Origin of the sequence: Geomonas sp. RF6 (assembly GCF_021044625.1) — a bacterium.
Lineage (GTDB): Bacteria > Desulfobacterota > Desulfuromonadia > Geobacterales > Geobacteraceae > RF6.
The window spans coordinates 2821271-2842730 of the sequence record NZ_CP087999.1 but is presented as its reverse complement, the minus strand read 5'-3'; the positions used below and the strand labels follow the sequence as shown (position 1 = coordinate 2842730).

22 protein-coding genes are annotated in these 21460 nt (G+C 61.1%); 6 read left to right on the top strand and 16 right to left on the bottom strand.

All coding sequences use genetic code 11. The features are described from left to right. The first annotated feature begins 49 nt into the window (after nucleotides 1–49). From LPW11_RS12230 to LPW11_RS12220, 3 genes are all read left to right on the top strand, one after another. Nucleotides 50–1057 carry an energy-coupling factor ABC transporter permease gene (locus LPW11_RS12230; RefSeq protein WP_331001567.1) on the top strand — a complete coding sequence of 336 codons (1008 nt, stop codon included), beginning with the start codon at nucleotides 50–52 and terminating at the stop codon, nucleotides 1055–1057. A gap of 481 nt (nucleotides 1058–1538) precedes the next feature. Further along, nucleotides 1539–2351, top strand: coding sequence for a cobalt ECF transporter T component CbiQ (cbiQ, locus tag LPW11_RS12225; RefSeq protein WP_230994167.1), 813 nt, complete (start codon nucleotides 1539–1541; stop codon nucleotides 2349–2351). Next, on the top strand, nucleotides 2348–3103 hold the full coding sequence (locus tag LPW11_RS12220) for an energy-coupling factor ABC transporter ATP-binding protein (protein ID WP_230994166.1): 756 nt from the start codon (nucleotides 2348–2350) through the stop codon (nucleotides 3101–3103). Before cbiQ ends, LPW11_RS12220 begins: the two co-directional genes overlap by 4 nt. A gap of 118 nt (nucleotides 3104–3221) precedes the next feature. Here the strand turns inward: LPW11_RS12220 and LPW11_RS12215 are convergent, their stop codons facing one another. From LPW11_RS12215 to LPW11_RS12195, 5 genes are all read right to left on the bottom strand, one after another. Next, nucleotides 3222–4391, bottom strand: coding sequence for an IS4 family transposase (locus tag LPW11_RS12215; RefSeq protein ID WP_230994165.1), 1170 nt, complete (start codon nucleotides 4389–4391; stop codon nucleotides 3222–3224). 245 nt (nucleotides 4392–4636) lie between these two features. Beyond that, nucleotides 4637–5413 carry a UPF0149 family protein gene (locus LPW11_RS12210; protein WP_230994164.1) on the bottom strand — a complete coding sequence of 259 codons (777 nt, stop codon included), beginning with the start codon at nucleotides 5411–5413 and terminating at the stop codon, nucleotides 4637–4639. A gap of 92 nt (nucleotides 5414–5505) precedes the next feature. Then, nucleotides 5506–6294, bottom strand: coding sequence for a ParB/RepB/Spo0J family partition protein (locus LPW11_RS12205; protein ID WP_230994163.1), 789 nt, complete (start codon nucleotides 6292–6294; stop codon nucleotides 5506–5508). Nucleotides 6295–6817: 523 nt separating this feature from the next. After that, nucleotides 6818–7180: a glutaredoxin domain-containing protein gene (locus LPW11_RS12200; RefSeq protein WP_230994162.1), complete on the bottom strand. Its 363-nt coding sequence runs from the start codon at nucleotides 7178–7180 to the stop codon at nucleotides 6818–6820. A 37-nt stretch (nucleotides 7181–7217) separates the two neighbouring features. Next, on the bottom strand, nucleotides 7218–7583 hold the full coding sequence (locus tag LPW11_RS12195) for a S41 family peptidase (RefSeq protein ID WP_230994161.1): 366 nt from the start codon (nucleotides 7581–7583) through the stop codon (nucleotides 7218–7220). 157 nt (nucleotides 7584–7740) lie between these two features. On the opposite strand from LPW11_RS12195, the gene asnS reads away from it, so the two are divergent. Further along, nucleotides 7741–9126 (top strand): asparagine--tRNA ligase, encoded by a 1386-nt coding sequence (gene asnS / locus LPW11_RS12190; RefSeq protein WP_230994160.1) that lies wholly within the window; start codon nucleotides 7741–7743, stop codon nucleotides 9124–9126. Between the two features lie 569 nt (nucleotides 9127–9695). Beyond that, nucleotides 9696–10085: a hypothetical protein gene (locus tag LPW11_RS12185; RefSeq protein WP_230994159.1), complete on the top strand. Its 390-nt coding sequence runs from the start codon at nucleotides 9696–9698 to the stop codon at nucleotides 10083–10085. A gap of 3 nt (nucleotides 10086–10088) precedes the next feature. Here LPW11_RS12185 and LPW11_RS12180 read toward each other — a convergent pair whose 3' ends face one another. The 4 genes from LPW11_RS12180 to hpnJ form a co-directional block, all read right to left on the bottom strand. Continuing rightward, a complete protein-coding gene (locus LPW11_RS12180; protein WP_230994158.1) occupies nucleotides 10089–10838 on the bottom strand; it encodes a DUF3108 domain-containing protein in 750 nt (249 codons plus the stop codon). 109 nt (nucleotides 10839–10947) lie between these two features. Beyond that, a complete protein-coding gene (locus LPW11_RS12175) occupies nucleotides 10948–11328 on the bottom strand; it encodes an EamA family transporter (RefSeq protein WP_230994157.1) in 381 nt (126 codons plus the stop codon). Beyond that, complete coding sequence (gene hpnK / locus LPW11_RS12170; protein ID WP_230994156.1) at nucleotides 11321–12184, bottom strand: hopanoid biosynthesis-associated protein HpnK; 864 nt, start codon at nucleotides 12182–12184, stop codon at nucleotides 11321–11323. The genes LPW11_RS12175 and hpnK overlap by 8 nt, the downstream gene beginning before the upstream one ends. A gap of 150 nt (nucleotides 12185–12334) precedes the next feature. After that, on the bottom strand, nucleotides 12335–13768 hold the full coding sequence (gene hpnJ, locus LPW11_RS12165) for a hopanoid biosynthesis associated radical SAM protein HpnJ (RefSeq protein ID WP_230994155.1): 1434 nt from the start codon (nucleotides 13766–13768) through the stop codon (nucleotides 12335–12337). A gap of 379 nt (nucleotides 13769–14147) precedes the next feature. Here hpnJ and LPW11_RS12160 point away from each other — a divergent pair, with 379 nt between their 5' ends. Continuing rightward, nucleotides 14148–14885: a phosphorylase family protein gene (locus LPW11_RS12160; protein ID WP_230994154.1), complete on the top strand. Its 738-nt coding sequence runs from the start codon at nucleotides 14148–14150 to the stop codon at nucleotides 14883–14885. An 80-nt stretch (nucleotides 14886–14965) separates the two neighbouring features. Here the strand turns inward: LPW11_RS12160 and ptsP are convergent, their stop codons facing one another. The 7 genes from ptsP to rpoN form a co-directional block, all read right to left on the bottom strand. Then, on the bottom strand, nucleotides 14966–16726 hold the full coding sequence (gene ptsP / locus LPW11_RS12155; RefSeq protein WP_230994153.1) for a phosphoenolpyruvate--protein phosphotransferase: 1761 nt from the start codon (nucleotides 16724–16726) through the stop codon (nucleotides 14966–14968). Beyond that, complete coding sequence (locus LPW11_RS12150; protein WP_230998284.1) at nucleotides 16707–16973, bottom strand: HPr family phosphocarrier protein; 267 nt, start codon at nucleotides 16971–16973, stop codon at nucleotides 16707–16709. The genes ptsP and LPW11_RS12150 overlap by 20 nt, the downstream gene beginning before the upstream one ends. A 37-nt stretch (nucleotides 16974–17010) precedes the next feature. Next, the gene (locus LPW11_RS12145; protein ID WP_230994152.1) at nucleotides 17011–17406 is read right to left on the bottom strand and encodes a PTS sugar transporter subunit IIA; all 396 of its coding nucleotides are present in this window, start codon (nucleotides 17404–17406) and stop codon (nucleotides 17011–17013) included. Continuing rightward, the gene (gene rapZ / locus LPW11_RS12140) at nucleotides 17403–18266 is read right to left on the bottom strand and encodes an RNase adapter RapZ (RefSeq protein ID WP_230994151.1); all 864 of its coding nucleotides are present in this window, start codon (nucleotides 18264–18266) and stop codon (nucleotides 17403–17405) included. Before rapZ ends, LPW11_RS12145 begins: the two co-directional genes overlap by 4 nt. Beyond that, a complete protein-coding gene (hprK, locus tag LPW11_RS12135) occupies nucleotides 18266–19225 on the bottom strand; it encodes an HPr(Ser) kinase/phosphatase (RefSeq protein ID WP_230994150.1) in 960 nt (319 codons plus the stop codon). Before hprK ends, rapZ begins: the two co-directional genes overlap by 1 nt. A 76-nt stretch (nucleotides 19226–19301) precedes the next feature. Further along, nucleotides 19302–19847 (bottom strand): ribosome hibernation-promoting factor, HPF/YfiA family, encoded by a 546-nt coding sequence (hpf, locus tag LPW11_RS12130; protein ID WP_230994149.1) that lies wholly within the window; start codon nucleotides 19845–19847, stop codon nucleotides 19302–19304. Nucleotides 19848–19907: 60 nt separating this feature from the next. Then, nucleotides 19908–21344: an RNA polymerase factor sigma-54 gene (gene rpoN / locus LPW11_RS12125; RefSeq protein ID WP_230994148.1), complete on the bottom strand. Its 1437-nt coding sequence runs from the start codon at nucleotides 21342–21344 to the stop codon at nucleotides 19908–19910. Between the last annotated feature and the right edge of the window lie 116 nt (nucleotides 21345–21460).

Sequence of the window (21460 nt, the reverse complement as noted above, 5' to 3'; positions counted from 1 at the left end):
CTGACAGCAAAGTGGGGACACGGGGGCGCAAGGGGAAAGAGCGATGCACATGGCAGACGCACTTCTGTCGCCGGCGGTCGGTGGGACGATGTGGTGCGTGTCAGCAGGCGCCATCGCCTGGTCGTCCCGGAACGTCGCAAAGGATCTCGACGAGCGCAAGGTCCCCCTGATGGGGGTGCTCGGCGCCTTCCTCTTCGCCGCGCAGATGATCAATTTCAGCATCCCCGGGACCGGCTCCAGCGGACACCTCGCCGGCGGCCTGCTCCTCTCGCTTCTGCTGGGGCCCCACGCGGCCCTTCTGGTCGTAGCCTCCGTCCTCTTCGTGCAGGCGCTCTTCTTTGCCGACGGCGGCCTCCTCGCGCTTGGGTGCAACATCTTCAACATCGGGGTCGTCCCCGCATTTCTGGTATACCCCCTGCTCTCTCTCAGGAACCCCCGCGCCGCCGGAAGCACCCGCGCCGCCTGCTGGACAGTTCTCTCCGCGATAGCCGCGCTGCAACTGGGCTCCCTCGCCGTAGTACTGGAAACATGGCTTTCAGGGGTGGCGGCACTGCCGGTGCGGACCTTCCTCCTCCTCATGCAGCCGATCCACCTGGCCATAGGTATCGTGGAAGGGGTGGTGACGGTCGCAATCCTCTCCTTCTTCCGCAAGACACGTCCCGAAGCAGCATTCTGCGCAGGCGTTCCTGCCGCCGGGAAAGCGGGCCGCCGCCTTTTGCTCGCCGGCATGGCCGTCGCTCTCCTTACCGGCGGCATCCTCTCCTCCTTCGCCTCCAGAAATCCCGACGGGCTGGAATGGGCGATCGCGCGAGCGACGGGAGGGGAGCTGAAGTCCTCCGCTGACTCTTCGATTTCTAGCGCGCTGGGCGCGCTGCAGCAAAAGACCGCGGTCATGCCGGAGTACGGGTTCAAGCGCTCATCCGCAGGGAGCGCAGCGCTAGACACCGTCGAAAGTGCCGGCACGGGGATCGCCGGTATCGCCGGCTCCGTGGTGACCCTGCTGTGCGCCCTTCTGGGCGGCCTCTTCCTGAAGAGGAAGAAAGGCGCGGTCTCCTAGGGAGCGCGATCGTTGAGAAGGGGACGCCGCTGCGAAAACTTTTTAACAGGATGCGAGGCTATCTCGTCCCCCCCTTTGCGAAAGGCTCATCCGAGAATTCCGGGGAAGCGTGGGTACATTGCCACGAAGCACTGCAGAAGGCCTAACGTTCCCCCCTTTGCGAAGGGGGGGCAGGAGGGATTTGATCTTCAAGTCACTTCTAGAACCGCAGCCCGTTTAGCAGTACATCTCGGTCGTCGAACCCCTGTTCTGCGGCAGTCTAAAGATCAGCGACATAGGCCCCACCAGTTTTCTGCAAGCATGAATCAAAGAACTGCTTGAGACCACAGCATTTACGCACATAGCAGGATCCTGGCCAAGTCAAATCCCCCCTGTCCCCCCTTCGCAAAGGGGGGGACGCGAGGCCTCGTGCGGCGCTTCGTCGAAACATATACGGCTTCCCGGGTAATTCCCCTGTGAGCCTTTTTTGTGCGGAGGGAAGATGGCATCGATAGAGGGAGCGCTCCTCGACTTCAAGAGCCTCGACCGCCTGGCGGGGGGAGTGAGCGGCCTTCATCGTCTCGATCCCCGAGCGAAGGTCATCGTCACCCTCGTATTCATCTTCACGGTCGTCTCCTTCGGCAGGTACCAGATCTCCGCCCTCATCCCCTTCTTTGCCTTTCCCATAGCCATGGTGGCGCTCGGGGACCTTCCGCCCCGCTTTCTGGTCAAGAAGGTCGCCCTCCTCTGCCCCTTCGCCCTCCTCGTGGCGATCTTCAACCCTCTCTTTGACCGCGACATACTGATCCGGCTGGGATCCGTCGGCATCAGCGCCGGATGGATTTCCTGCGCCTCGATAGTTCTGCGTGCCGCGCTGACGGTCGGTGCCGCCCTCATACTGGTGGCACTTACCGGCTTCCCCGACATCTGCCGCGCGCTGGAGCGCCTCGGGATGCCGCGCCCCTTTTCGGTGCAGCTTCTCTTTCTCTACCGCTACATCTTCGTCCTCGCTGAGGATGCTTCCCGTGCTGTGCGCGCGAGGCAGCTGCGTGCCTTTGGCGATTCCGGGATGAAGATCTCCGTGTACGTCTCCCTCCTCGGGCACCTGCTGCTGCGGACGTGGCAACGGGCGGAGCGGATCCACATGGCGATGCTCTCCCGCGGCTTCACCGGCACCTTTCACACCAGGCACAACTACCGCTTCGGCCCGAGGGAAGCGTTCTTCGTCGCCGGATGGTGCACCTTTTTCATCCTCTTGCGTCTCCACAACATCTCGCAGCTGGTGGGGAACCTTGTAACAGGGGTCGGTCAATGAGCCACCACATCGTTGAGGTAAAAAACCTGGGGCATGTGTACCCGGACGGGACGACCGCCTTGCGGGAAGTCTCCTTCCGCATTCACCACGGCGAGTCGGTAGCGATTATCGGCGCCAACGGAGCAGGAAAATCGACCCTCCTCCTCCACCTGAACGGCTATCTCGCCCCAGGCACCGGCTCTGTGAGGATCGGCGACCTGCCGCTGGAAAAAGGGACGCTGCCGCAGATCAGGCGCACCGTGGGGATGGTTTTCCAGGAGCCGGACGACCAGCTCTTCATGCCGACCGTTTATGACGATGTTGCCTTCGGGCCGTTGAACCTGGGGATGAGCACTGGGGAAGCGGAGCGGCGGGTTTGCGAGGCACTGGAGCGGGTCGGAGCCGCACACCTCAAGGAGAAGGCTCCGTATCACCTTTCCGGCGGGGAGAAGAAGCGGGTTGCCATTGCCACCGTCCTTTCCATGTCGCCGGACATCCTGGTGATGGACGAGCCGACAAACGGCCTCGACCCATTCTCTCGCCGGCAGCTCATCGGGCTTCTGAGGGAGTTCCGGCACACGAAGATCTTCACCACGCACGACCTGGACATGGTGCTCGACCTGTGCGAGCGGACGATCGTGCTGCACGAAGGGGAGGTCGCGGCGGACGCCCCGACAAAGGATGTCTTTGCCGACGAGGAGCTACTCGCCCGCTGCCGGCTGGAGAAGCCCCTGTCCATGCAGGGGTGCCCTGTGTGCGGCCGGCAAGGGTGAAGGTGCCATTCTGGACGATCTGGGGATTCCGGGGGAGCGTGGGTACATTGCCACGAAGCACTGCAGACGGCCTAACGTTCCCCCCTTTGCGAAGGGGGGGCAGGGCAGCGTTGTCCGGTTAGGTTTTTGCTTTGCGTCGTTTCTGCTTTTTTCGGTTTTTTTTGGCCTCATTTTTTCGCAGTCTAGAGGCTTCAGCTGCCATTCCAGCAGCTTCACTAGCGATTTTGTTTCTTAGCTCTCTGACACGATTGATGCTCACCCGCTCGTTATGCTGTTCTTGGCAGTAAATGGCCAGGAGAAGGTAAGTGATAAGTCCACTGAGGACCTGCACCATCATGCCATACTGGCTTCTGGCGATTAAGTGGTAGACGTTGAGGTATCGTTTCCACCAGCCAAAGAAGGTCTCTATGTTCCAACGTAGTTTGTATGCTTCGGCCACCTGTTCAGCGGTAAGGTCATAGCGGTTTGTCGCAACCCAGTATTCCTTTCGGTCAACGCGATAGCCAACTACTCGGAGCTCTTTCTGCCCTTCAGTGAGCCCCTTCTTGCCCAGAATAACGATGGCGTCATAAAAGACGATGTCACTGTGCGGAAGAGGATTTTGACGGACGACCTTCTTTCTGGCTCTCTGCTGGATGCGGCAGATAAAGAGTTTGCCGTCTTCTTGCCACTGATCGAAGTCGGCGTTGCATTGGTACCCTCGATCAAGGACAGCAGTTTCGCCAGGCTGGAGGATACGGTCTACATACTGCCGCTCCACCTGGTTAGCGTCAGTCACGACCACACTCGTCGGCACACCACGGTTCAGATCAAGGCCTACGTGGGCTTTGGCTTTATTGTGAGTGCTTGAGTACTGCGCCCAATCCATGGACATCAAAGCGTCGATGACAGATCCATCGATGCCAACAAGGTTGCCAAGTTCTGCGTGTTGGGCGGGAATGACTTTGCGAGCCTCTTTCGCCAGTGCTCCAAAGATTTCAGTGAGTTGTTCGAGTCCACGTGTGTTGATAGCCTCAAAAAAGGCGGATTTTTTAACGCCTTTAGGTGGCGCAACACATTCCTTGGCGAAATTGTCCTGTTCCAGGGCCTGGATCAGTTCTCTTCCAGAAGAGAATTCCTGGAGATGGTAGTAGACAAGGGCCTTTAGCTGATCGTCGAATGACAGTTGCAACGGTCGGTAACCTCTCGATGTAAGTGGAGAAACAGGGGTGCATGATCTCTTTACTGGGTCGAGAAGTCTATTAAATTCATAAGGATTCTGAGGCTTTTGTCTGCTGAAGGGACGCATGTCGTAACCACTCCCGAATTACGTAGTTACGAACGCGGCGCGCGCCACCCTTCAACAGATGTCAAGCAAAAAGTACAGCAATATCAAAGATTTCAGAGAGCAAGAACCTAACCGGACAACGCTGGGGGCAGGGGGGATTTGCTCTTTGCTGCCTGCTCCAGTTTTCCCAGCATCCGGGGCGGGAGAGGTGGTGAGAGAGAGGGAGAGTAGAGTCACAACGGAGGGAGGGAGGGAGAGCGAGGGTATTACTTGCCGCAGCAGTCGCCGAAGCTTTTCCCGCTGCCGCACGGGCAGAGGCGCTCCTTGATGAGCTCCTCCGTGTCATAGGGAGGGTAAGACAGCGTCTTTCTGACCTTCCTCGCATGGTCTCGCAGCGTCGATACCGCTTCAGGGAGCGCTGCATAAAGAATCGCTGTTATGGTACCCATGTCCGCCTGGCGCGCATCCTCGAAAAGCTCCGGAACGCTCTCCGGCACCGCCACCCCGAGGACCACGCTGCACGACGCCGAGAGGTATCGATCCTCGTCCGACATCTCCAGCTCGGTCACGACCCGTTCGTCTATCCCCCACACATTGAGTCGCAGGCACATCGCAGCGTACAGCCCGTACGCCCACTCCCCGATCCTTTCCAGATCGTCCTCCTTCAACGTCTCCATGTCGAAGGGAAAGTAGAGGAGGTCCTGCTCGTTCAGGATGCAGATGCGGTGGTAGGCGCCGAAAAGGTACTCGAGCGTCTCATTGGCGTCCACATTGCTGGCGAAGTCTGCGACCGCCTCGCCGAAGACCTGCGGCAGCCACTCGCTCGGCATGACCGGCTCAGGGGTGATGGCGAGGCCGAAGAGGAAGCCATGCAGCCCTTCCACCGTCAGGGCCTCGTCAGGGTTTACCGCTCTGGCAAGGAGGTCGGACAGTTTTTCTCGTTCTTCCACGGTAAAAATAGGCTTATCTCCCCTTATCCCTCTGACCGGGAGTATGGCGTCACCGCCGTCCCGCAACAAATTCCCCCATCTGCCGCCCCGCATGGTACACCCCCTCTTTTTCTACTTTGAAAGTGTAACAAGATCGAGGGGTTGCAGTCAAATTCGGCACGCCGAACTTTTGAGCCCTTCATGTGCTAGATCCGCTGGGCACGGGCCTTCATGGCCTTGAGCTTTTTGAAGGCCGCCGAGCGCAGGTTCTGAAGATCGGCGGCCAGCTCCTGTAACTGGGCGTCGTCGAGCATGGCGATCTCGAGGGCGTTGATGCGCCTCGTGCACCTGTTCACGAAGGTGAAATCTCCCTGCACCTCTGTCGGGAGGGACCGGCGTGATACCTTTGCAGCCTCCCCCGTCAAGACGTCCTTGTACTTCTGGTAGAGAGCCCTCATCTTCTCCTGGCTGTGCTCCCGGGCGATCTTTACCAGCAGAGCCCTCGACGCCTTAGGGTTGTTGCGGCACTCATCCTTTACGTCCTCGGGGAGCTTGTTGAGGGAGAGAATCTCGCAGACGGTCGACTCCGCCTTCCCGAGGATTCCGGAGAGGTCTTTCAGCTGGTAGTTGTGGGTCGCCCGCAGCCTTTCTATCGCCTCCGCCTCCTCGATCGCCGTCAGGTTCTCACGCAGCAGGTTTTCCACGATGGATATTTCCACCGGATCACCCTCGGTGAGAAGGGCGGGGATGGTGGTCAACCCCGCCTTGACCGACGCCTGGAAGCGGCGCTCCCCCGATACGACGAGGAAGCCGCCCTTCTCTCCACTGCGGACGAGAACGGGCTGCAGCACGCCGTGCTTCTCTATGGACGCTTTGAGTTCGGCGAGCGCCTCCTCGTCGAAATACTTGCGTGGCTGCGCCGTGTCGAGGAGCAGGTCGGAGATGTTCAGGTCATACAACTTGCCATGCTTGTACTTCTTTGGTTCCTGGGTCATCAGCGACCTCTCCGAAGAAGACGTTGCATCAAGGGCAGCGATCGTGGCCGGTGCAGCGTGGACACGAGCACCAAGCGCCGCATCCGGACCGTGATCGGGCGGCAAACGGCGCCACGGCAAGATACCGTGGGAGGACAGGTGGACCGGCTGGAATAACAGGTTGATCCGTCCGGCAAGGGGATGAATCGGTCGAACGCCTGGAGGGCGAACCGCTGTGGCTACAGATACCCCTCTAAATAATTAGATATTGTTAATTTATCCAAGAAGTGTTCCCACGTCAACGCGTCGGGCGACATTCCCCTTCTCCCTCGGCATCATCGGCTATGCCGGCAGGGGAAGCTGTTTGGGTGCTCGGGGAAAGATTGCAGGAAGGGGTTTGAGAGGAGGCAATGCGTCGCCTCCTCACTGAAGCTCATGGTCCTGCTGCAGGGCGGGATAAGCAGGCGTTCCCGGCGTCGGCGCAGCCGAAAATCGGCCTGGATTTGCCGGAAACGCTTCGCTTATTCCGGCCTACATTGCTTCATTACTTCTTGCTGCACTTTTGCAGCGCCTTCTCGAATTCAGCCTGGTCGAATCCTTTGAGGATGATCTCGTCGTCACCGAACACTATGACGGGTACCCCTTTGCTCTTGTACTTGCCGGTGAGAAGCTGCATTGCTTCGTCGTCCATCTCCACGTCGCGGTTGATGAAGGGGATGTTGTGCTCGGTAAGGTACTCCTTCGCTGCCTTGCAGTGGGGACACCAGGAGGTGGAGTAGAGGACGATCTTCGGGTAGTGCTGGCCTGCTGCGGGGGGCTTGAGCGGGCTCTGCTTCCCGTCTTCGGCGCCGCTGTAGACCGGGATCAGAAGGAGGAATGCGACGAGTAGTGCGGTCAGGGCTTTCATTTTGCCTCCTTTTCGGCGGGGGGGGGCCTGAAGCGCGTCACTTGTGCGGGATCACCAACTGCCTTCTGGTAAGTGTGAAGGAGAGAGGGTCGGGGGTGCCCGGTCGCCTCACCTTCAGCCTGACCTGCGTCCCGGCCTTCCCGCGCAGTCGCGTTGCGACCATCTGCTGAAAATTGCTCCCCGCCGTGGCCTTGCCATCGATATGGGTGATTATATCGCCTGGGCGGATTCCTGCGAGGTCCGCGGGGCCGCCTGCGACCAGCTGCCGCACCGCGATCCTCCCGTCCGGAAGTGGAACACCGTCGATCCCTACGCCGCCGAAGTTGGAAGAGGAGTTCGCGCACCACCCGGCATGTGCCAGCGCCAGCAAGAGTACGAAAAGTATGGATATCAGTCTCATCATGGTTTGCTAAAATATACTGCGCCACTAGGGCTGTCAACGTGCATATGGCAAGGGATTGGCACGATCATCATCCTTAATTCCTTTGTCAATGGCATGTCCTTCACGAAAAGGATATACTGAAGCAGTTTCCTCTCAATCCTCCACAAGGAGTTCCACATTGAGCAAATACCATAGAATAGCTGCTTTATTGAAAGAGGGCGAGGTCGGGACGGAAGTGAGCGTCAAAGGATGGGTCCGGTCGCTGCGTACCGGCAAGGGGGTTGCCTTCATCGCCCTCAACGACGGCTCCTGTCTCACGAGCCTGCAGATCGTCCTCGACGCCACCCTCCCCGACTTCGAGGAGATCTCCCGCCTCGGCACCGGCAGCGCCATCGGCGTGGAAGGGACCCTGGTAGCCTCTCCTGCAAAGGGGCAGTCGGTGGAATTGCAGGCAACGAAGGTGACGGTGTACGGGACGGTCGACGACAAGTACCCCCTGCAGAAGAAGCACCACACCTTCGAGTTCCTGAGGACCATCGCGCACCTCCGCCCCCGTTCCAACACTTTCGGCGCCGTCTTCCGGGTGCGCTCCGCGCTCTCCTTTGCGATCCACAAGTTCTTCAGGGAGCGCGGCTTCATCTACGTCCACACCCCGATCATCACGGCAAACGACTGCGAGGGAGCCGGCGAGCAGTTCCGGGTTACCACCCTCGACATCGGCGCGCCCCCCCGCAACGACTTCGGGGTCGACTTCTGCCAGGACTTCTTCGGGCAGCCGACCCAACTGACGGTAAGCGGCCAACTGGAAGGGGAGGTTCTCGCCTGCGGGCTCACCTCCATCTACACCTTCGGGCCGACCTTCCGCTCCGAAAACTCCAATACCTCCCGACATGCCGCCGAATTCTGGATGGTGGAGCCGGAGATTGCCTTTGCCGATCTGGCCGACGATGCCGATCTTGCCGAGGACTTCATCAAGTACCTCTGCCGCTTCGTCCTGGAGGAGTGCGCGGAGGACATGGCCTTCTTCGACAAGCAGATCGACCCGGGCGCCATCGAGCGGGTTCGCGCGCTGGCGGAGGCGCGCTTCGCGAGGATGGATTACAACGAGGCGATCGAGCGGCTGGAGAAGGCGGGGACGTCGTTCCAGTACCCGGTGCGCTGGGGGCTCGACCTGCAGACGGAGCACGAGAGGTACCTCTCGGAGCAGGTCGTGGGGGGGCCGCTCTTCGTGCTGAACTATCCAAAGGACATCAAGGCGTTCTACATGCGCCAGAACGACGACGGCCGCACCGTTGCAGCGATGGATCTGCTCGTCCCGAAAGTGGGAGAGATCATCGGCGGATCGCAGCGCGAGGAGCGCCTCGACCTCCTGGAGAAGCGGATGGACGAGATCGGGATCAGCAAGGAGTCGCTGAGCTGGTATCTCGACAGCAGACGCTGGGGCTCCTGCCCGCACGCCGGCTTCGGCCTCGGCTTCGAGCGCCTCATCATGCACCTGACCGGAATGGAAAACATCCGCGACGTCATCCCCTTCCCGAGAACGCCGGGGCATGCGGAGTTCTGATAGAGGACGGTAAGAGCCTCCACGGGTATGAAGCGACACCTCCGACATGTCAAGAAGGAGCAAATCCCCCCTGTCCCGCCCTGTCCCCCCTTCGCAAAGGGGGGAACGCCTCGCCCGCTTCTTGAAGAGGACGGAAACCGTTCAGCCTTCGCCAAGTTGACGCGGCTCGTCGAGGATTTTCTCGATAGAACTCGACAGAGCTGTGTGATGCCCCCGGCTATTTCACCGGATTGCACGCCAGATCACCCAACCGGTCCCCTTCTCTCCTCACAACCTCCTGCAACGACACCGCATCACCGAAAATCCAGGCGGGGAAGCCACAAGTCCCGCAATCGCTAAGCCTCCGGCATCATTACCTATAACAGGGTTCCCCCCACCATTCGCGCCAAGGCGTAAAAATATAGCAGGGGATGGCCTCGGCTATCGCGGATTTGGCACATTCCGCGCAGCGCATGCCGCGGCTACAGTACAACCTGCAGCAGGAGTGGCCCCCCTCCTTCGGAGGAGGATAGATTTTCGCCGTCCGCTCGGATACGGCCGGCATTGCTGATGTTATGAATTGAGGGATTATGAAGGACACAGCTGCCGAGCGGCCTCTCGTCGAGATTGCCTACGGCGCCATGGTAACAGACGGTTTCTTTGCTCTCGCGTACGCGCTGGATCTGCTCGGGCGCGGCGAGCCCCCCGCGCTCTCCGATTTCCTCTGGATCGGCGTCATCATCTGCGTTTTCCTGAGCGCGTGCTGGGTGATCTACGACGACTACTGGAAGGGGACCGGCGGGCTGGGGCGCGACGTGGTGAAGAGGCTGCGCATCAGGGAGATGGGGGAGGGAGCCACCATCGAGTACGACGGGAAATGGTACCGGGTGGAAAACATAGACCGCCGGAGCGGCGAGATCCTCATAGAGAGGATCGGCCACCCCGGCAGAATTATCGTTCATATCGAAGGTCAGCAGTAACCGCTACATCTGCGCCTTCTCGGGCCAGTAGGAGCCCCCCACCAGCGTCGCCGTTATCTTGCCGAGCTTCACCTTGGTGGTCATCTTCACCGGCACCCGCAGCGCATCGTCCGTCACCCAGATGTGCACGTCGCCGGTCCTCGCAAACATCCCCTGAAACCTCAGAATCGGCTTCACCACGATCGTGTTGAAGGTCCCCAGCGACGTGGTGATCCGCTCCTTGCGAAGAACCTGCACCTCCGTATCCCAGAGCTTCTTGCAGTCGTAGATTTCGATATTGAAGGAGCTGCCGACCACAAGGTCGCACTTGCGCATGAAGTATATGCACGAAAGGGTGTCGTAGGTGCGGTCGGTTATCTTGTGCACCTTCTCCTTCCCGCCGTCCCTGAAGTCCTTCGTCGTTACCGTAAGCTCCCGCTCGTCAAAGCGCGACTCCTTGTGCCTGTGGGTGCTCCCTTCGTTTATCCTCTCCCGGTAGAACCGCGGCATCCCCAGCCCCGAGCCGGAATTCCCCTTCTTCAGCACGGACTCGACCCTGTCGTCGACGGGAAAGAAATGGCTCAGCCACGAGGCGGAGCGGGTGGTTGAGACGATGTGGAGCACGTCGCCACTCTGGGTGACTTCCTGCACGGCGGTGCCGGCGGTCATCCCGGACCAGCTTATGTCGTACACCAGGCGTTCAGGAACGGTGAGGGCAAATGAGGATGAGGCGGAGAAGAGAAGAAAAAGGGCGAGGAAAACGAGTCTTTTCATCAGAACCGAAGCTCCCTGTCTGTTTGTTGTTGGGAGGCGGCGCAGGAAGGCGCCGCCAGTGCAACCACATACTATCACAAAGGAAGCCCGGACCGCATCAGCGCCGGTCTCAGGCACCACTGCTGCGTGTGATGAGCATCACACCTATGGCAACAAGTACCGTTCCGGCCCAGCGCATGGGGGTAACGGTCTCGTGCAGGAAGTACTGCGAGAGGAAGGCGACCAGGATGTAGTTGAGCGCCTGCATCGGGAGCGCCACCGTCAGGTCCTCCCAGGAGAGGACGGCGAGCCACAGAAAGAAGAAGACCGCGAGCATGCAGGTGCCGAAGATGAGCTTCGGCGTGGTGAGCGCCTGCAGCGCCGCGTTCAGGATCCCCTTCAGGTTCATGGTGGAGAGGTCCCCCAGTTCCTTCATGCCGCTCGCCAGGAGCAGATCCCCGATCGTCCCGGCAGTTACCGCCAGCAGCATGACTATTACAGTTTTAAGCATACGTTTTTTCCTCTCCGCGATAGTTTCTGAGACGAAGCCCCAGCTCGGCCATGCGCCGGCGCACCGCCGGGCTCGTCAGCGCCGCCACCTCGTCGTCGTGCCGGTACTCCGGCATCCAGCGGTCAAGTTCGCCGCAGGGGCGGCAGCCGGGGTGAAAATAGATCTCGGTGAGCTCCTCGCGCACCGTCCCGAGCGCCTTCAAAAGGTACTCCTCCGTCATCTTTCCCGAGTTGAGGAGCCCCTTCACCTCTCCCGCGTAGCGGATGCCGAGGCGGTCGAGGGCCGTGCGGCAGCGATCGGCAAGGCGGGAGAATATGAAGGCATCGGCGTACTTTCCCACGACCCGGTTTCTCGCCACGGAGAGCTCCGCCGCGAGATTCTCGCGGCTCAGCCGGAAGGTCGAGATGCCGTACTTCGGCATCAGCTCTGTGAGGATGTCGAAGACCGTCGGGTGCATGTGGATGTTCAGGTGCCCGTCCACGTGGGTGAGCCTTATCCCGGCATCGACGCACTTCCTTATCTGCGCCTCGATTTCTGCCTCCAGCTGGGGGCGGAGTGACTTCAGGAAGAAGTAGCGCATACCCTCGCGCACCGGATTGTTGCCGAAGTCCCCCCCCGGAGCGAGAGAGGGGGAGCCGGGATGCTGCAGCACCGAGCGCCCCTGCACGAGTGTAATGTGCACTCCCACCTGGAGCCCAGGGTTTGCCGCGGCAAGCGCGACAGCCTCGTCGAAGGCGGCCCCGCCGGGCATGAGTGAGGTGCTGGTGAGCACCCCTTCGCGCCAGGCCTTGATGATTCCGCGGTTCGCGCCGCTGGAGAGGCCGAAGTCGTCAGCGTTGAAGATGATTTCTTTCATGCAGGGTGGTCTTCCCCCTCCCTTTCAAGGGAGGGCCGGGGTGGGGATCGGGTCGAGTCGCTCCGCCCCTCCCGGTTGTGAGGGGAGAGAGCGTCGGCAAGGAGGTTCGGCGAAGGAGCTGGCGGTCCACCCCCTTCGCCGAGTGCGCTGCTACATCCTGGTTTCCTTCCGCTTCTTCATGTACTGCAGGTACTGGGCGCCTTCCTTCAACAGCTTCTTCCGCTCCTCGCAGTCGATGATCATGCGCCAGATGCTCTTGGCGATGTACTTCGGGCGGAAGTAGAACTTGTTGTAAAAGATTTCCACCGCATCGAAGATCTCCTGGTTGGAGAGGTGCGGGTAGTTGATGACGCACTTCTGGTGACCGGTGGCATCGAGGAAGCTGTCCGAGGCGATCCACCCCTCCTTCATCGCCATGGCGTAGAACTCCGTCCCGGGGTACGGGGAGGCCAGTGACGCCTGGAGCGAGTTGAGGTCGAGCTGGATGGCGAAAGCGGTCGTCTCCTTGATCGTCTCCCGCGTCTCGCCGGGGAGCCCGAAGATGAAGGCGCCGTGGACGCTCAGCCCCAGCTTCTTGCAGTTTTTGGTGAATTCGAGCGCCTGGGCCTTGGTGATCCCCTTCTTGATGTTCTTGAGGATCTGGTCGTTGCCGGACTCGTAGCCGACGACCACGTGACGCAGGCCGTTGTCGCGCATGACCTTCAGCGTGTCGAAGTCGCAATTTGCCCTGGCGTTGATCGTCCAGGTGATCCCCTTCGGCTTCACGAGCGGGCCTATGAGCTTCGCCACCGCAGTCGCGTGCTTCTTGTCAGCCGAGAAGGTGTCGTCGTCGAAGGAAATCTCCTTTATACCGGGGAGGTTCTCCACGATCCAGCGCACCTCTTCCGCCACGTTCTCGGGGCTTCTGGTACGCATCTTCTGCCCGGTGATCGTCTGCGGCCAGAGGCAGTAGATGCAGCGCGACGGGCAGCCGCGGCTCGAGTAGATGGAGACGTAGGGGTACTTGAAGTGCGGGATCACGTACTCGTTGATCGGCAGGTCGCGCTGATAGACCTGCGCGGAGAAGGGGAGCGCGTCCAGATCGGTGATGGGGGCGCGGTCGGCAGTATGCACCGCGGCGCCGTTTTTCAGGAAGCTGATCCCCGCGACCTCCTCCCACTCTTTCCCTTCGCACAGCTCCTTCACGGAGTAGTCGAACTCCCCGCGGCAGACGATGTCGACCGCGCCCTTGGCAAAGGTGAGGGACTCTTCCGGAAGAACCGTGACGTGGGGGCCGGTCAGCACGGTGATGATGCCGGGCTTCTCTTTCTTGATGGTGCGGGCGGTTTCCACATCTATGGCGAGGGTGGGGGTAGAGGTGTACATCACCACCATGTCGTAGTCGAGCGCTATCTTCAGGCAGTCAGCCAGGTCGAGTTTCTGCACGGGAGCGTCCACCACCCGCGATCCTTCAATCATCCCGGCGGGATAGGTGAGCCAGGTCGGATACCAGAAGGAAGTCACCTCACGGGAGGCCTGGTAGCGCGCACCGGCGCCGCCGTCGAAGTCCTCGAAAGTGGGTGGATTTAGAAATAACGGTTTCATAGCAAGAGCTCCCTCTACAGATAACTGTCAGAAAAAACAAACCGACACAATAAAGCCGTGCCTATCTTTTGTCAAGGCGAAAGCCCTTGCAGCACCTGAGGATTCCCGGTGCCGACCTCGATGTGCGCAGAGAGTATTCGGGGCGCAAGAGAAAGAGACGGCGGCGCACCTGTCACGGCGGGTGGAGCCTCTTTCGCTTCATGTAGGCCGGGATAAGCCACAGGCGTTCCCGGCGGTGCCCGCCTCTGCGACCCGCCGCTCGTTGCCGGAAATGCTTCGCTTATTCCGCCCTACAGGGGTACCACCCCGCAAAAGATCGGGGGAGTCTTGCGCGGTACCGTGCGCTCTGCTACAGTGCGCGCCTGGAAAGGAGAAGGCGATGGGGAAAAAGAGTATCGGGGTGGTGGCTGCCATGCCGGACGAGATAAGGCCGCTCTTGCGCAGAGTCGGGAAGTACCGCAAGGGAGAGATCGCCGGGTACCGGAGCTTTCACTTCAGCATCGGGGGGAACAGCGTGACTCTCGTGCAGTCGGGGATGGGGCCACGGCGTGCGAAGGAGGCGACCGAGGCGCTGATCCGGCAGAAGGCGCCCGCACTGATCGTCAACTTCGGCTTCGGCGGCGCCGTTCGCGGGGAGACAAAGGTAGGGGACCTTGTGCGGGCGCGGGAGGTGCTCCTCCTTGCGGGTGAGAAATGGACGCGTCAACCGCTGCCGGAGAAGCCCGGCCATGCCGTCCCCACTCTCTGCGACATCAGCGAAGGGGTCTTCATCACCTCTGCCGTCATAGAGGACAAGAGAAGGGTAGCAGCACTCCTCCCGGCGCAGCTGAAGCATCCGGTGCTGGAGATGGAAACCGCCGCAGTTGTCGCGGCGGCGCACGATTCCGGAATCCCGGTTCTGGCAATTCGCGCGATCAGTGACGGAGCGGATGAGGATCTGGGATTTTCGCTGGAGGAGTTTTGCGATGCGGACCTGAACATTCAGCCGGGGAAGGTGATGTCAACGGTGGCGCGCAAGCCATGGATAATTCCGCAACTGATACGCCTTGCCGGAAATTCCAGGAAGGCGGCGGAGCGTCTTGCGGATTGCCTGGAAATCCTTCTGAAAGAAGGATAATGGCGTTCAGATGCCGGGGTCAGGCTTTGCATTTGGGGATTTGGTAGCGAAATCCCAATATGCAAAGCCTGACCCCGGACCTAGTCGATACTCTCCAGGAAGTGCGCGGAGATTTCGCTTTTGAGATACGCCTCCACCTGCTCGGCGGTGGAAAAGGTCAGTGCCTTTGCCGCTACCTCGGCTGCCTCTTCCATGGTGCAACGCCGCAGGATCTTCTTCACCCGCGGGATGCTCACCGCATTCATGGAGAGTTCGTCGAACCCCAGCCCCAGGAGGATCGGGAGGTATTCCGGCTCCCCCGCCATCTCGCCGCAGATGCACACCTCGATGCCGTTTCGGTGTGCGGCGTCGACGACCTGCTTCAGGGAGCGGAGCACCGCCGGGTGCAGCGGCTCGTACAGCGTGGAGAGGTGCTCGTTCGTGCGGTCGATCGCCAGGAGGTACTGGATGAGATCGTTTGTGCCGACGCTGAAAAAATCGACCTCGCGCGCCAGAAGATCTGCGATGAGGACGGCGGAGGGGATCTCGATCATGACCCCCACCTCAAGCTCCTCGTCAAAGGGGTGCTTGCCGCGCAATTCCTCCTTCGCCTCCGCGATGAGGGCCTTCGCCGCCCGCACCTCGGCAACGCCCGAGACCATGGGGAAGAAGACCTTCACCTTTCCAAAGGCGCTCGCCCTCAGGATCGCCCGCAGCTGCGACTTGAAGATGTCGGGATGTCGCAGCGACACCCGTATCGCCCGCACCCCCAGCGCCGGATTCATCTCGTCGGTGAGGCACAGCCCGTTGACGCACTTGTCCCCACCCACGTCGAGCGTCCTGATGGTCACCGGGTGCGGTGCCATCCGCTTCACGATCTCCACGTAGTGGCGAAACTGCTCCTCTTCGTCGGGGAGCGCGGTCCTGTTGAAAAAGAGGGTCTCGGTGCGGTACAGCCCGATCCCCTCCCCGCCGTGCTTGTTGATCGAGGCGACTTCTTCCGGGAACTCCACGTTCCCCTTCAGCCGCATGCGGTGCCCGTCCACCGTCTGAGCCGGCAGATCCTTCAGCTTCAAAAGCCCGAGCTCGACATACTCGTAGCGCTGCTTGCGCTCCAGGTATTGCCGGAACGCTTCGCTGTCCGGATTGACGATGACGACGCCGCTCGCTCCGTCGATGATGACGGTGCTGCCGTCCTCGATCCTGGAGGTGACGTTCTCCAGCCCCACCACCGCCGGAATCTCCAGCGCGCGCGCCAGAATGGCGGAGTGGGAGGTTTTCCCCCCGAGATCGGTGAGAAAGCCGATGACCTTCGACTTGTCGATCTGGAGAATGTCGGCCGGGGAGAGATCGTGGGCGGCCACGATGACCTTCCCCTCGGAGAAGGTGATCGGCTCCTGCTTCTGCCCGAGTAGGGTCGCCAGCACCCGCTCCACCACCAGCTCGACGTCGCCGCACCGCTCCCGCAGGTACTCGTCCTCGATCTCGTCAAACGCCGCCTTCACCTTCTGGAGCGTCTTTTTGAGCGCCGCCTCGGCGTTTCTCCCTTCCGCCTCGATCTGCCTGATCGTCTCGGTGAGGAGCATGGTATCCTCGAGGAGGAGCAGGTGGGCGTCGATGACGCACAGGTGCTCGGCGCCGTGGCTCTCCGAGAGCTGGTGGCGCAAGGTGGAGAACTCCCCCTTCACCCGCTCCAGCGCCTGCCGGAAGCGCTGCACCTCGGCAGGGATCTGCCGCGCAGGGATCTCGTACTCCGGCACGCTCACCCGGCGCCGGTCCGTGATGCGGACCCGCCCTATGGCGATCCCGGCGGAGGCGCCGATCCCCTGCAGCGAGAACCTTTCACTCTTCTCCGAAACCATTCCTGATGAGCTCCCCGAGCGCCGCGAAGGCCTCCACCTCGTCCTCTCCGGACACCTTCAGAGTGATGCAGCTCCCCTTCGCCGCCGCGAGCATCATGATCCCCATGATGCTCTTGCCGTTCACCTCTACCCCTTCACGCTCGATCTTTATCTCCGAGACGAAGCGGCTCGCGGTCTTCACCAGGAGCGCGCTCGCCCTGGCGTGCAGCCCAAGCTTGTTGGGGATTATGAAGTCCTGTTCTATCATATGCATGTCACTTCCGGGCCCGGGGCCCGACTCCCCCCTACTTCCTCAGATACTCGCCGGCGACAGAAATCCCCTCGATTCCGCCGTCCTTCAGGCGCTGGGCCAACTCCGCCACCCCGAACTTCTCGCGCTCCGCCACGAAGCGGATCAGCATCGGAAGGTTGACGCCGGTCAGGACCTCGACGTGCCCTTCCTGCAGAAAGGAGAGGCTCATGTTGGAGGGTGTGCCGCCGAACATGTCGGTCATGATAATGGCGCCGTCCGCGGAGACCCGCGCAGCCGCCTCCTTTATGGCGGACATCACCGCATCCGCGGAGCACTCCGGGGTAATCCCCACCGTCTCCACCAGCTCCAGTTTCCCGACGATCATCTCGGCGGCCTTCAAAAGCTCGGCGGCCACTCCGGCGTGAGCCACCAATAGTAGTCCTATCATCCCTGCCCCTTCTCTATGTCGCGATGATTGATCTTGATGTTGATCCCTTTCTGCCTGAAATACTGGTACAGCGACTCGGCTATCGCCACGGAGCGGTGCCGCCCGCCGGTGCAGCCGATTGAAACCGAAAGGTACGATTTCCCCTCGCGACGGTAACTCGGGAGGAGGAACTCCAGCAGCGAGCGGTACCGCTCCAGGAACTCCTGCGTCTCGTTCTGCCCGAGGACGAAGTCGCGCACCTTCTCGTTGAGCCCGGAAAAGGGCTTCAGCGTCGGAACGAAGTAGGGGTTCGGGAGGAAGCGCACGTCCATCACCAGGTCGCTCTCCAGCGGGAGCCCGTAGCGGAAGCCGAAGGACTGCAGGTTCACCTGCATCTCCAGGGCACCCTCCTGCCCCTTCACGCTGGCGATCACCACCTCCTTCAGCTGGTGCACGTTCATCTCGCTCGTGTCGATGACGCGCGTGGCGATGCGGCGCAGCCCAGCCAGGTGGTCCCGCTCGAAGCGGATCCCCTCCGGCACCGACGCGCTCTCCAGTGCGGGGTGGCGACGCCTCGTCTCCGAGAAGCGCCTGATCAGCACCTCGTCGGTAGCGTCGAAGAAGAGGATGCTGACGGTGTGCCCCGCGGCGGTGATCGCCTGGAACGCCTCGTTGTACCCCTTCATGAAGTCGCGGCTGCGGATGTCCATCACCAGTGCCACGTCGTGCACGTCCTCGCGCGACTGCTGTACGAGCTCGATGAAGGTGCCGACAAGGGAGACCGGGAGGTTGTCGAGGCAGAAGAACCCCTCGTCCTCGAGCGCGCGCACAGCGGTGGACTTGCCGGAGCCGGAGAGGCCGGTGATGATGACTATGCGCACTATTCCACCTCTTCCCCGAGAGAGCGCACTTCCATGCGGGCCAGCAGCTTCTCGTGAAACTCGCGCGCCGAATGGTACCCCATCCCCTTCAGGAGGAAGTTCCTGGCGGCGACCTCGATGATGGAGGTCAGGTTGCGCCCGGGGCGCACCGGGATCTTCAGGTGCGGCAGGTCGACTCCGAGGATCGTCTGGAAACGCTCGTCTATCCCCAGGCGGTCGTATTCCTGGTCGGCGTCCCACTCCTGGAGCTCGAGGACCAGGTCGATGATCTTCTTCTCCCTGATGGAGGATACCCCGAAGAGGTCCTTTACGTTGATGATCCCCAGCCCGCGGATCTCCATGTGGTGCTGGATGGTGTCACCCGCCTGCCCCACGAGAGAGCCAGGCATCTTCTTCTTGATGTGGATGACATCGTCCGCGACGAGCCGGTGCCCGCGGATCACCAGGTCGAGGGCGCACTCGCTCTTCCCGATGCCGCTTTTTCCCAAAAGGAGCACGCCGACGCCGAGAACGTCCACCAGAACGCCGTGGATGTGGGTCGTGGGAAGGAGGCTCTCCTCCAGAAACTTGGTGATGAGGGAGATGAAAGTGGAGGACTGGTGTGCCGTGAGGAGAAGCGGGATCCCTGCCCGCTCCGCGGCTTCCCTCAGGAAATCGGGGGGATCGAGCCCTTTGGTGACGATGAAGCAGGCCATGGGGTAGGAGCACAGAAGCTCCGTATGCTTCCTCCCCAGTTCCTCGGGGAGCTGCCTCAGGTAGGAAATCTCCGTGTTGCCGAGGACCTGGACACGGTCCGCGTGGAGGTGCTCCATGTACCCGGTAAGGGCCAGCCCCGGCTTCTGGATCCGGGAGCTGTACAGGCGGTTCATCAGCCCCGCCTCTCCGGCGATGAGGCGAAGGTCGAGGCCGTACGCCTTGTCATTGAGGAGGTCTTTGATAGTAAGACTTATGCTTTTCAATGCGTACTACCTTTCCGCCGCAGAAATCTCTCTCGGGGAAAAAAGGGCGCCGGCTTTCAGCCGGCGCCCCTCTCCCTTATACCCTCTCGGGTGCAATCAGGCCGTAGTTCCCGTCCTTGCGGCGGTACACCACGTTGATGTTCTCCGTCTCCGCCTCGGTGTACACGAGGAAGTCCTTGTGCAGGAGCTCCATCTGCATCACCGCCTCCTCCACGCTCATCGGCTTCATGGAGAAGCTCTTCGTCTTGATGACGACCGGTCCGGTCTCCTCGTCGAGGCTCGCCGCCTCCACGATCATCTTCTGCACCTGGCGCTCGCGGGCGTCGGCGGTCGGCTTGTGCGCCTTGATCCGCTCCTTGAAACGCCTGAGCTGACGCTCGATCTTGTCCACGACCGCGTCGACGGAAGCGTACATGTCGTTCGATTCCTCGGCGGCCTTGATGGTGATACCCTTGGCTGCGATGGTGACCTCGGCGCTGTGCCGAATCTTCTCAACGGTCAGAAACAGCTGGACGACAACCGGCTCGTCTATGTATTTCTTCACCCGCTCGAGTTTCTCCTCTGCGTAGCTTTTGAGGGCTTCGCTGGGCTCCATGTGCCTGAACGTTGTCGTGATCTGCATGACTCTACCTCCTTTATTGTATGCACGTCAAAAGGCCCCCGGTGGGGCACCTCAAGCCGCTTAGAAATGCTTCTTCCTCTCGCTGGAACTGCCGATACGCATCATCTCCCGGTACTTCGTGACGGTCCTGCGGGCGATGACGATGGAGTGGGTGGAGAGAAGCTCCGCCAGGCGCTGGTCGCTGTACGGGCGCTTGGGGTCCTCCGCGTCCACGAGCTCCTTGATCTTGCTCTTTACACTCTCCGAGGCGATGAAGTCACCCTCGCCCGTGGAGATGCCGCTGTTGAAGAAGTACTTCAGCTCAAAAAGACCCTGCGGAGTCTGCATGTACTTGTTGGTGGTGACCCGGCTGATGGTCGACTCGTGCATGCCGATGTCCTCGGCGATGTCGCGCAGGACCAGGGGACGCAGGTGCTCGATGCCGCGGTCCAGGAAGTCGCGCTGGAACTTCACGAGGCTTTTGGCGACCTTGTAGATGGTGCGCTGCCGCTGCTGGATGCTCTTTATGAGCCACATCGCCGAGCGGGTCTTCTCCCCTATGTACTCCTCCGCCTTCTTGTCCACCCCCTTCGTCTCCGTGGCGTAGACCGGGTTGATGCGCAGGTTCGGCATACCCTCGTCGTTCAGGAGCACGACGTAGTCGTCCCCCACCTTGTGCACGAAGATGTCCGCGGAGATGTAGTGCACGTCCTCCTGGCCAAAAAGACGCCCCGGCTTCGGGTCGAGTTCCGCGATGATCCTCGCGGCCTCCAGGACCTCGTTCACGTCGATGCCGAGGACCTTCGCCGCCTGCTTGTAGCGGCGCCCTTCCAGGTCTTTCAGGTGCTCCTTCAGGAGCGCCTCCACAATGCTCCCCCCCATGCCGAGCCCGGCCACCTGCAAAAGGAGACATTCCCTCAGATCGCGCGCCCCCACCCCGATCGGGTCGAACTCCTGCACCCTCTTCAGGACCGCCGCGCACAGCTCCTCGTCCACCCCGCAGGCGCCAGCGATGTCGGCAAGGGTCGCCCTCAGGTAGCCGTCCTCGTCGATGTTGCCGAGGATCTCGGCGCCGACCATCATTTCCTGGTCCGTCAGGCGGGTAAGGGAGAGCTGCCACATGAGGTGGTCGTTGAGGGTCGATTTCTTGGTGAGGAGGTTTTCAAAGGAGGGGCGGTCTTCGTCGTCGTAGTACTGTTCGCCGGAGGAGTAGTTGTAGCCGTCGAGGTAGGAGTCCCAGTCCGTGTCGCGGGTCTCTTCACCGGCGCGCACCTCCTGGAAGTCGGTCGTGGTGGTCTGCGGCTCCGGCTCCTTCTCCACAAGCTCGAGCTGACCCGGTTCGCGCACCTCCTCCACCTCGGTCACCTCGTCGAGGACCGGATTTTCCTCCAACTCCTGACGTACCACGTCCTGCAGCTCGAGCCTGGACAGTTGCAGGAGCTTAATGGCCTGTTGCAACTGGGGTGTCATCACCAGCTGCTGGCTCATCTTCATCTGTTGACGCATTTCAATAGCCATAAAACCTCTCGTCGTCGTTGAACGAGTGCCCCCTACTCCTTTCCGCTGTGGGGGTGGTGTCGCCCTGTGCTATTTCTTCGTATCCCGCCCCTGCGCTCGAGCCGCCGGGACGGGGG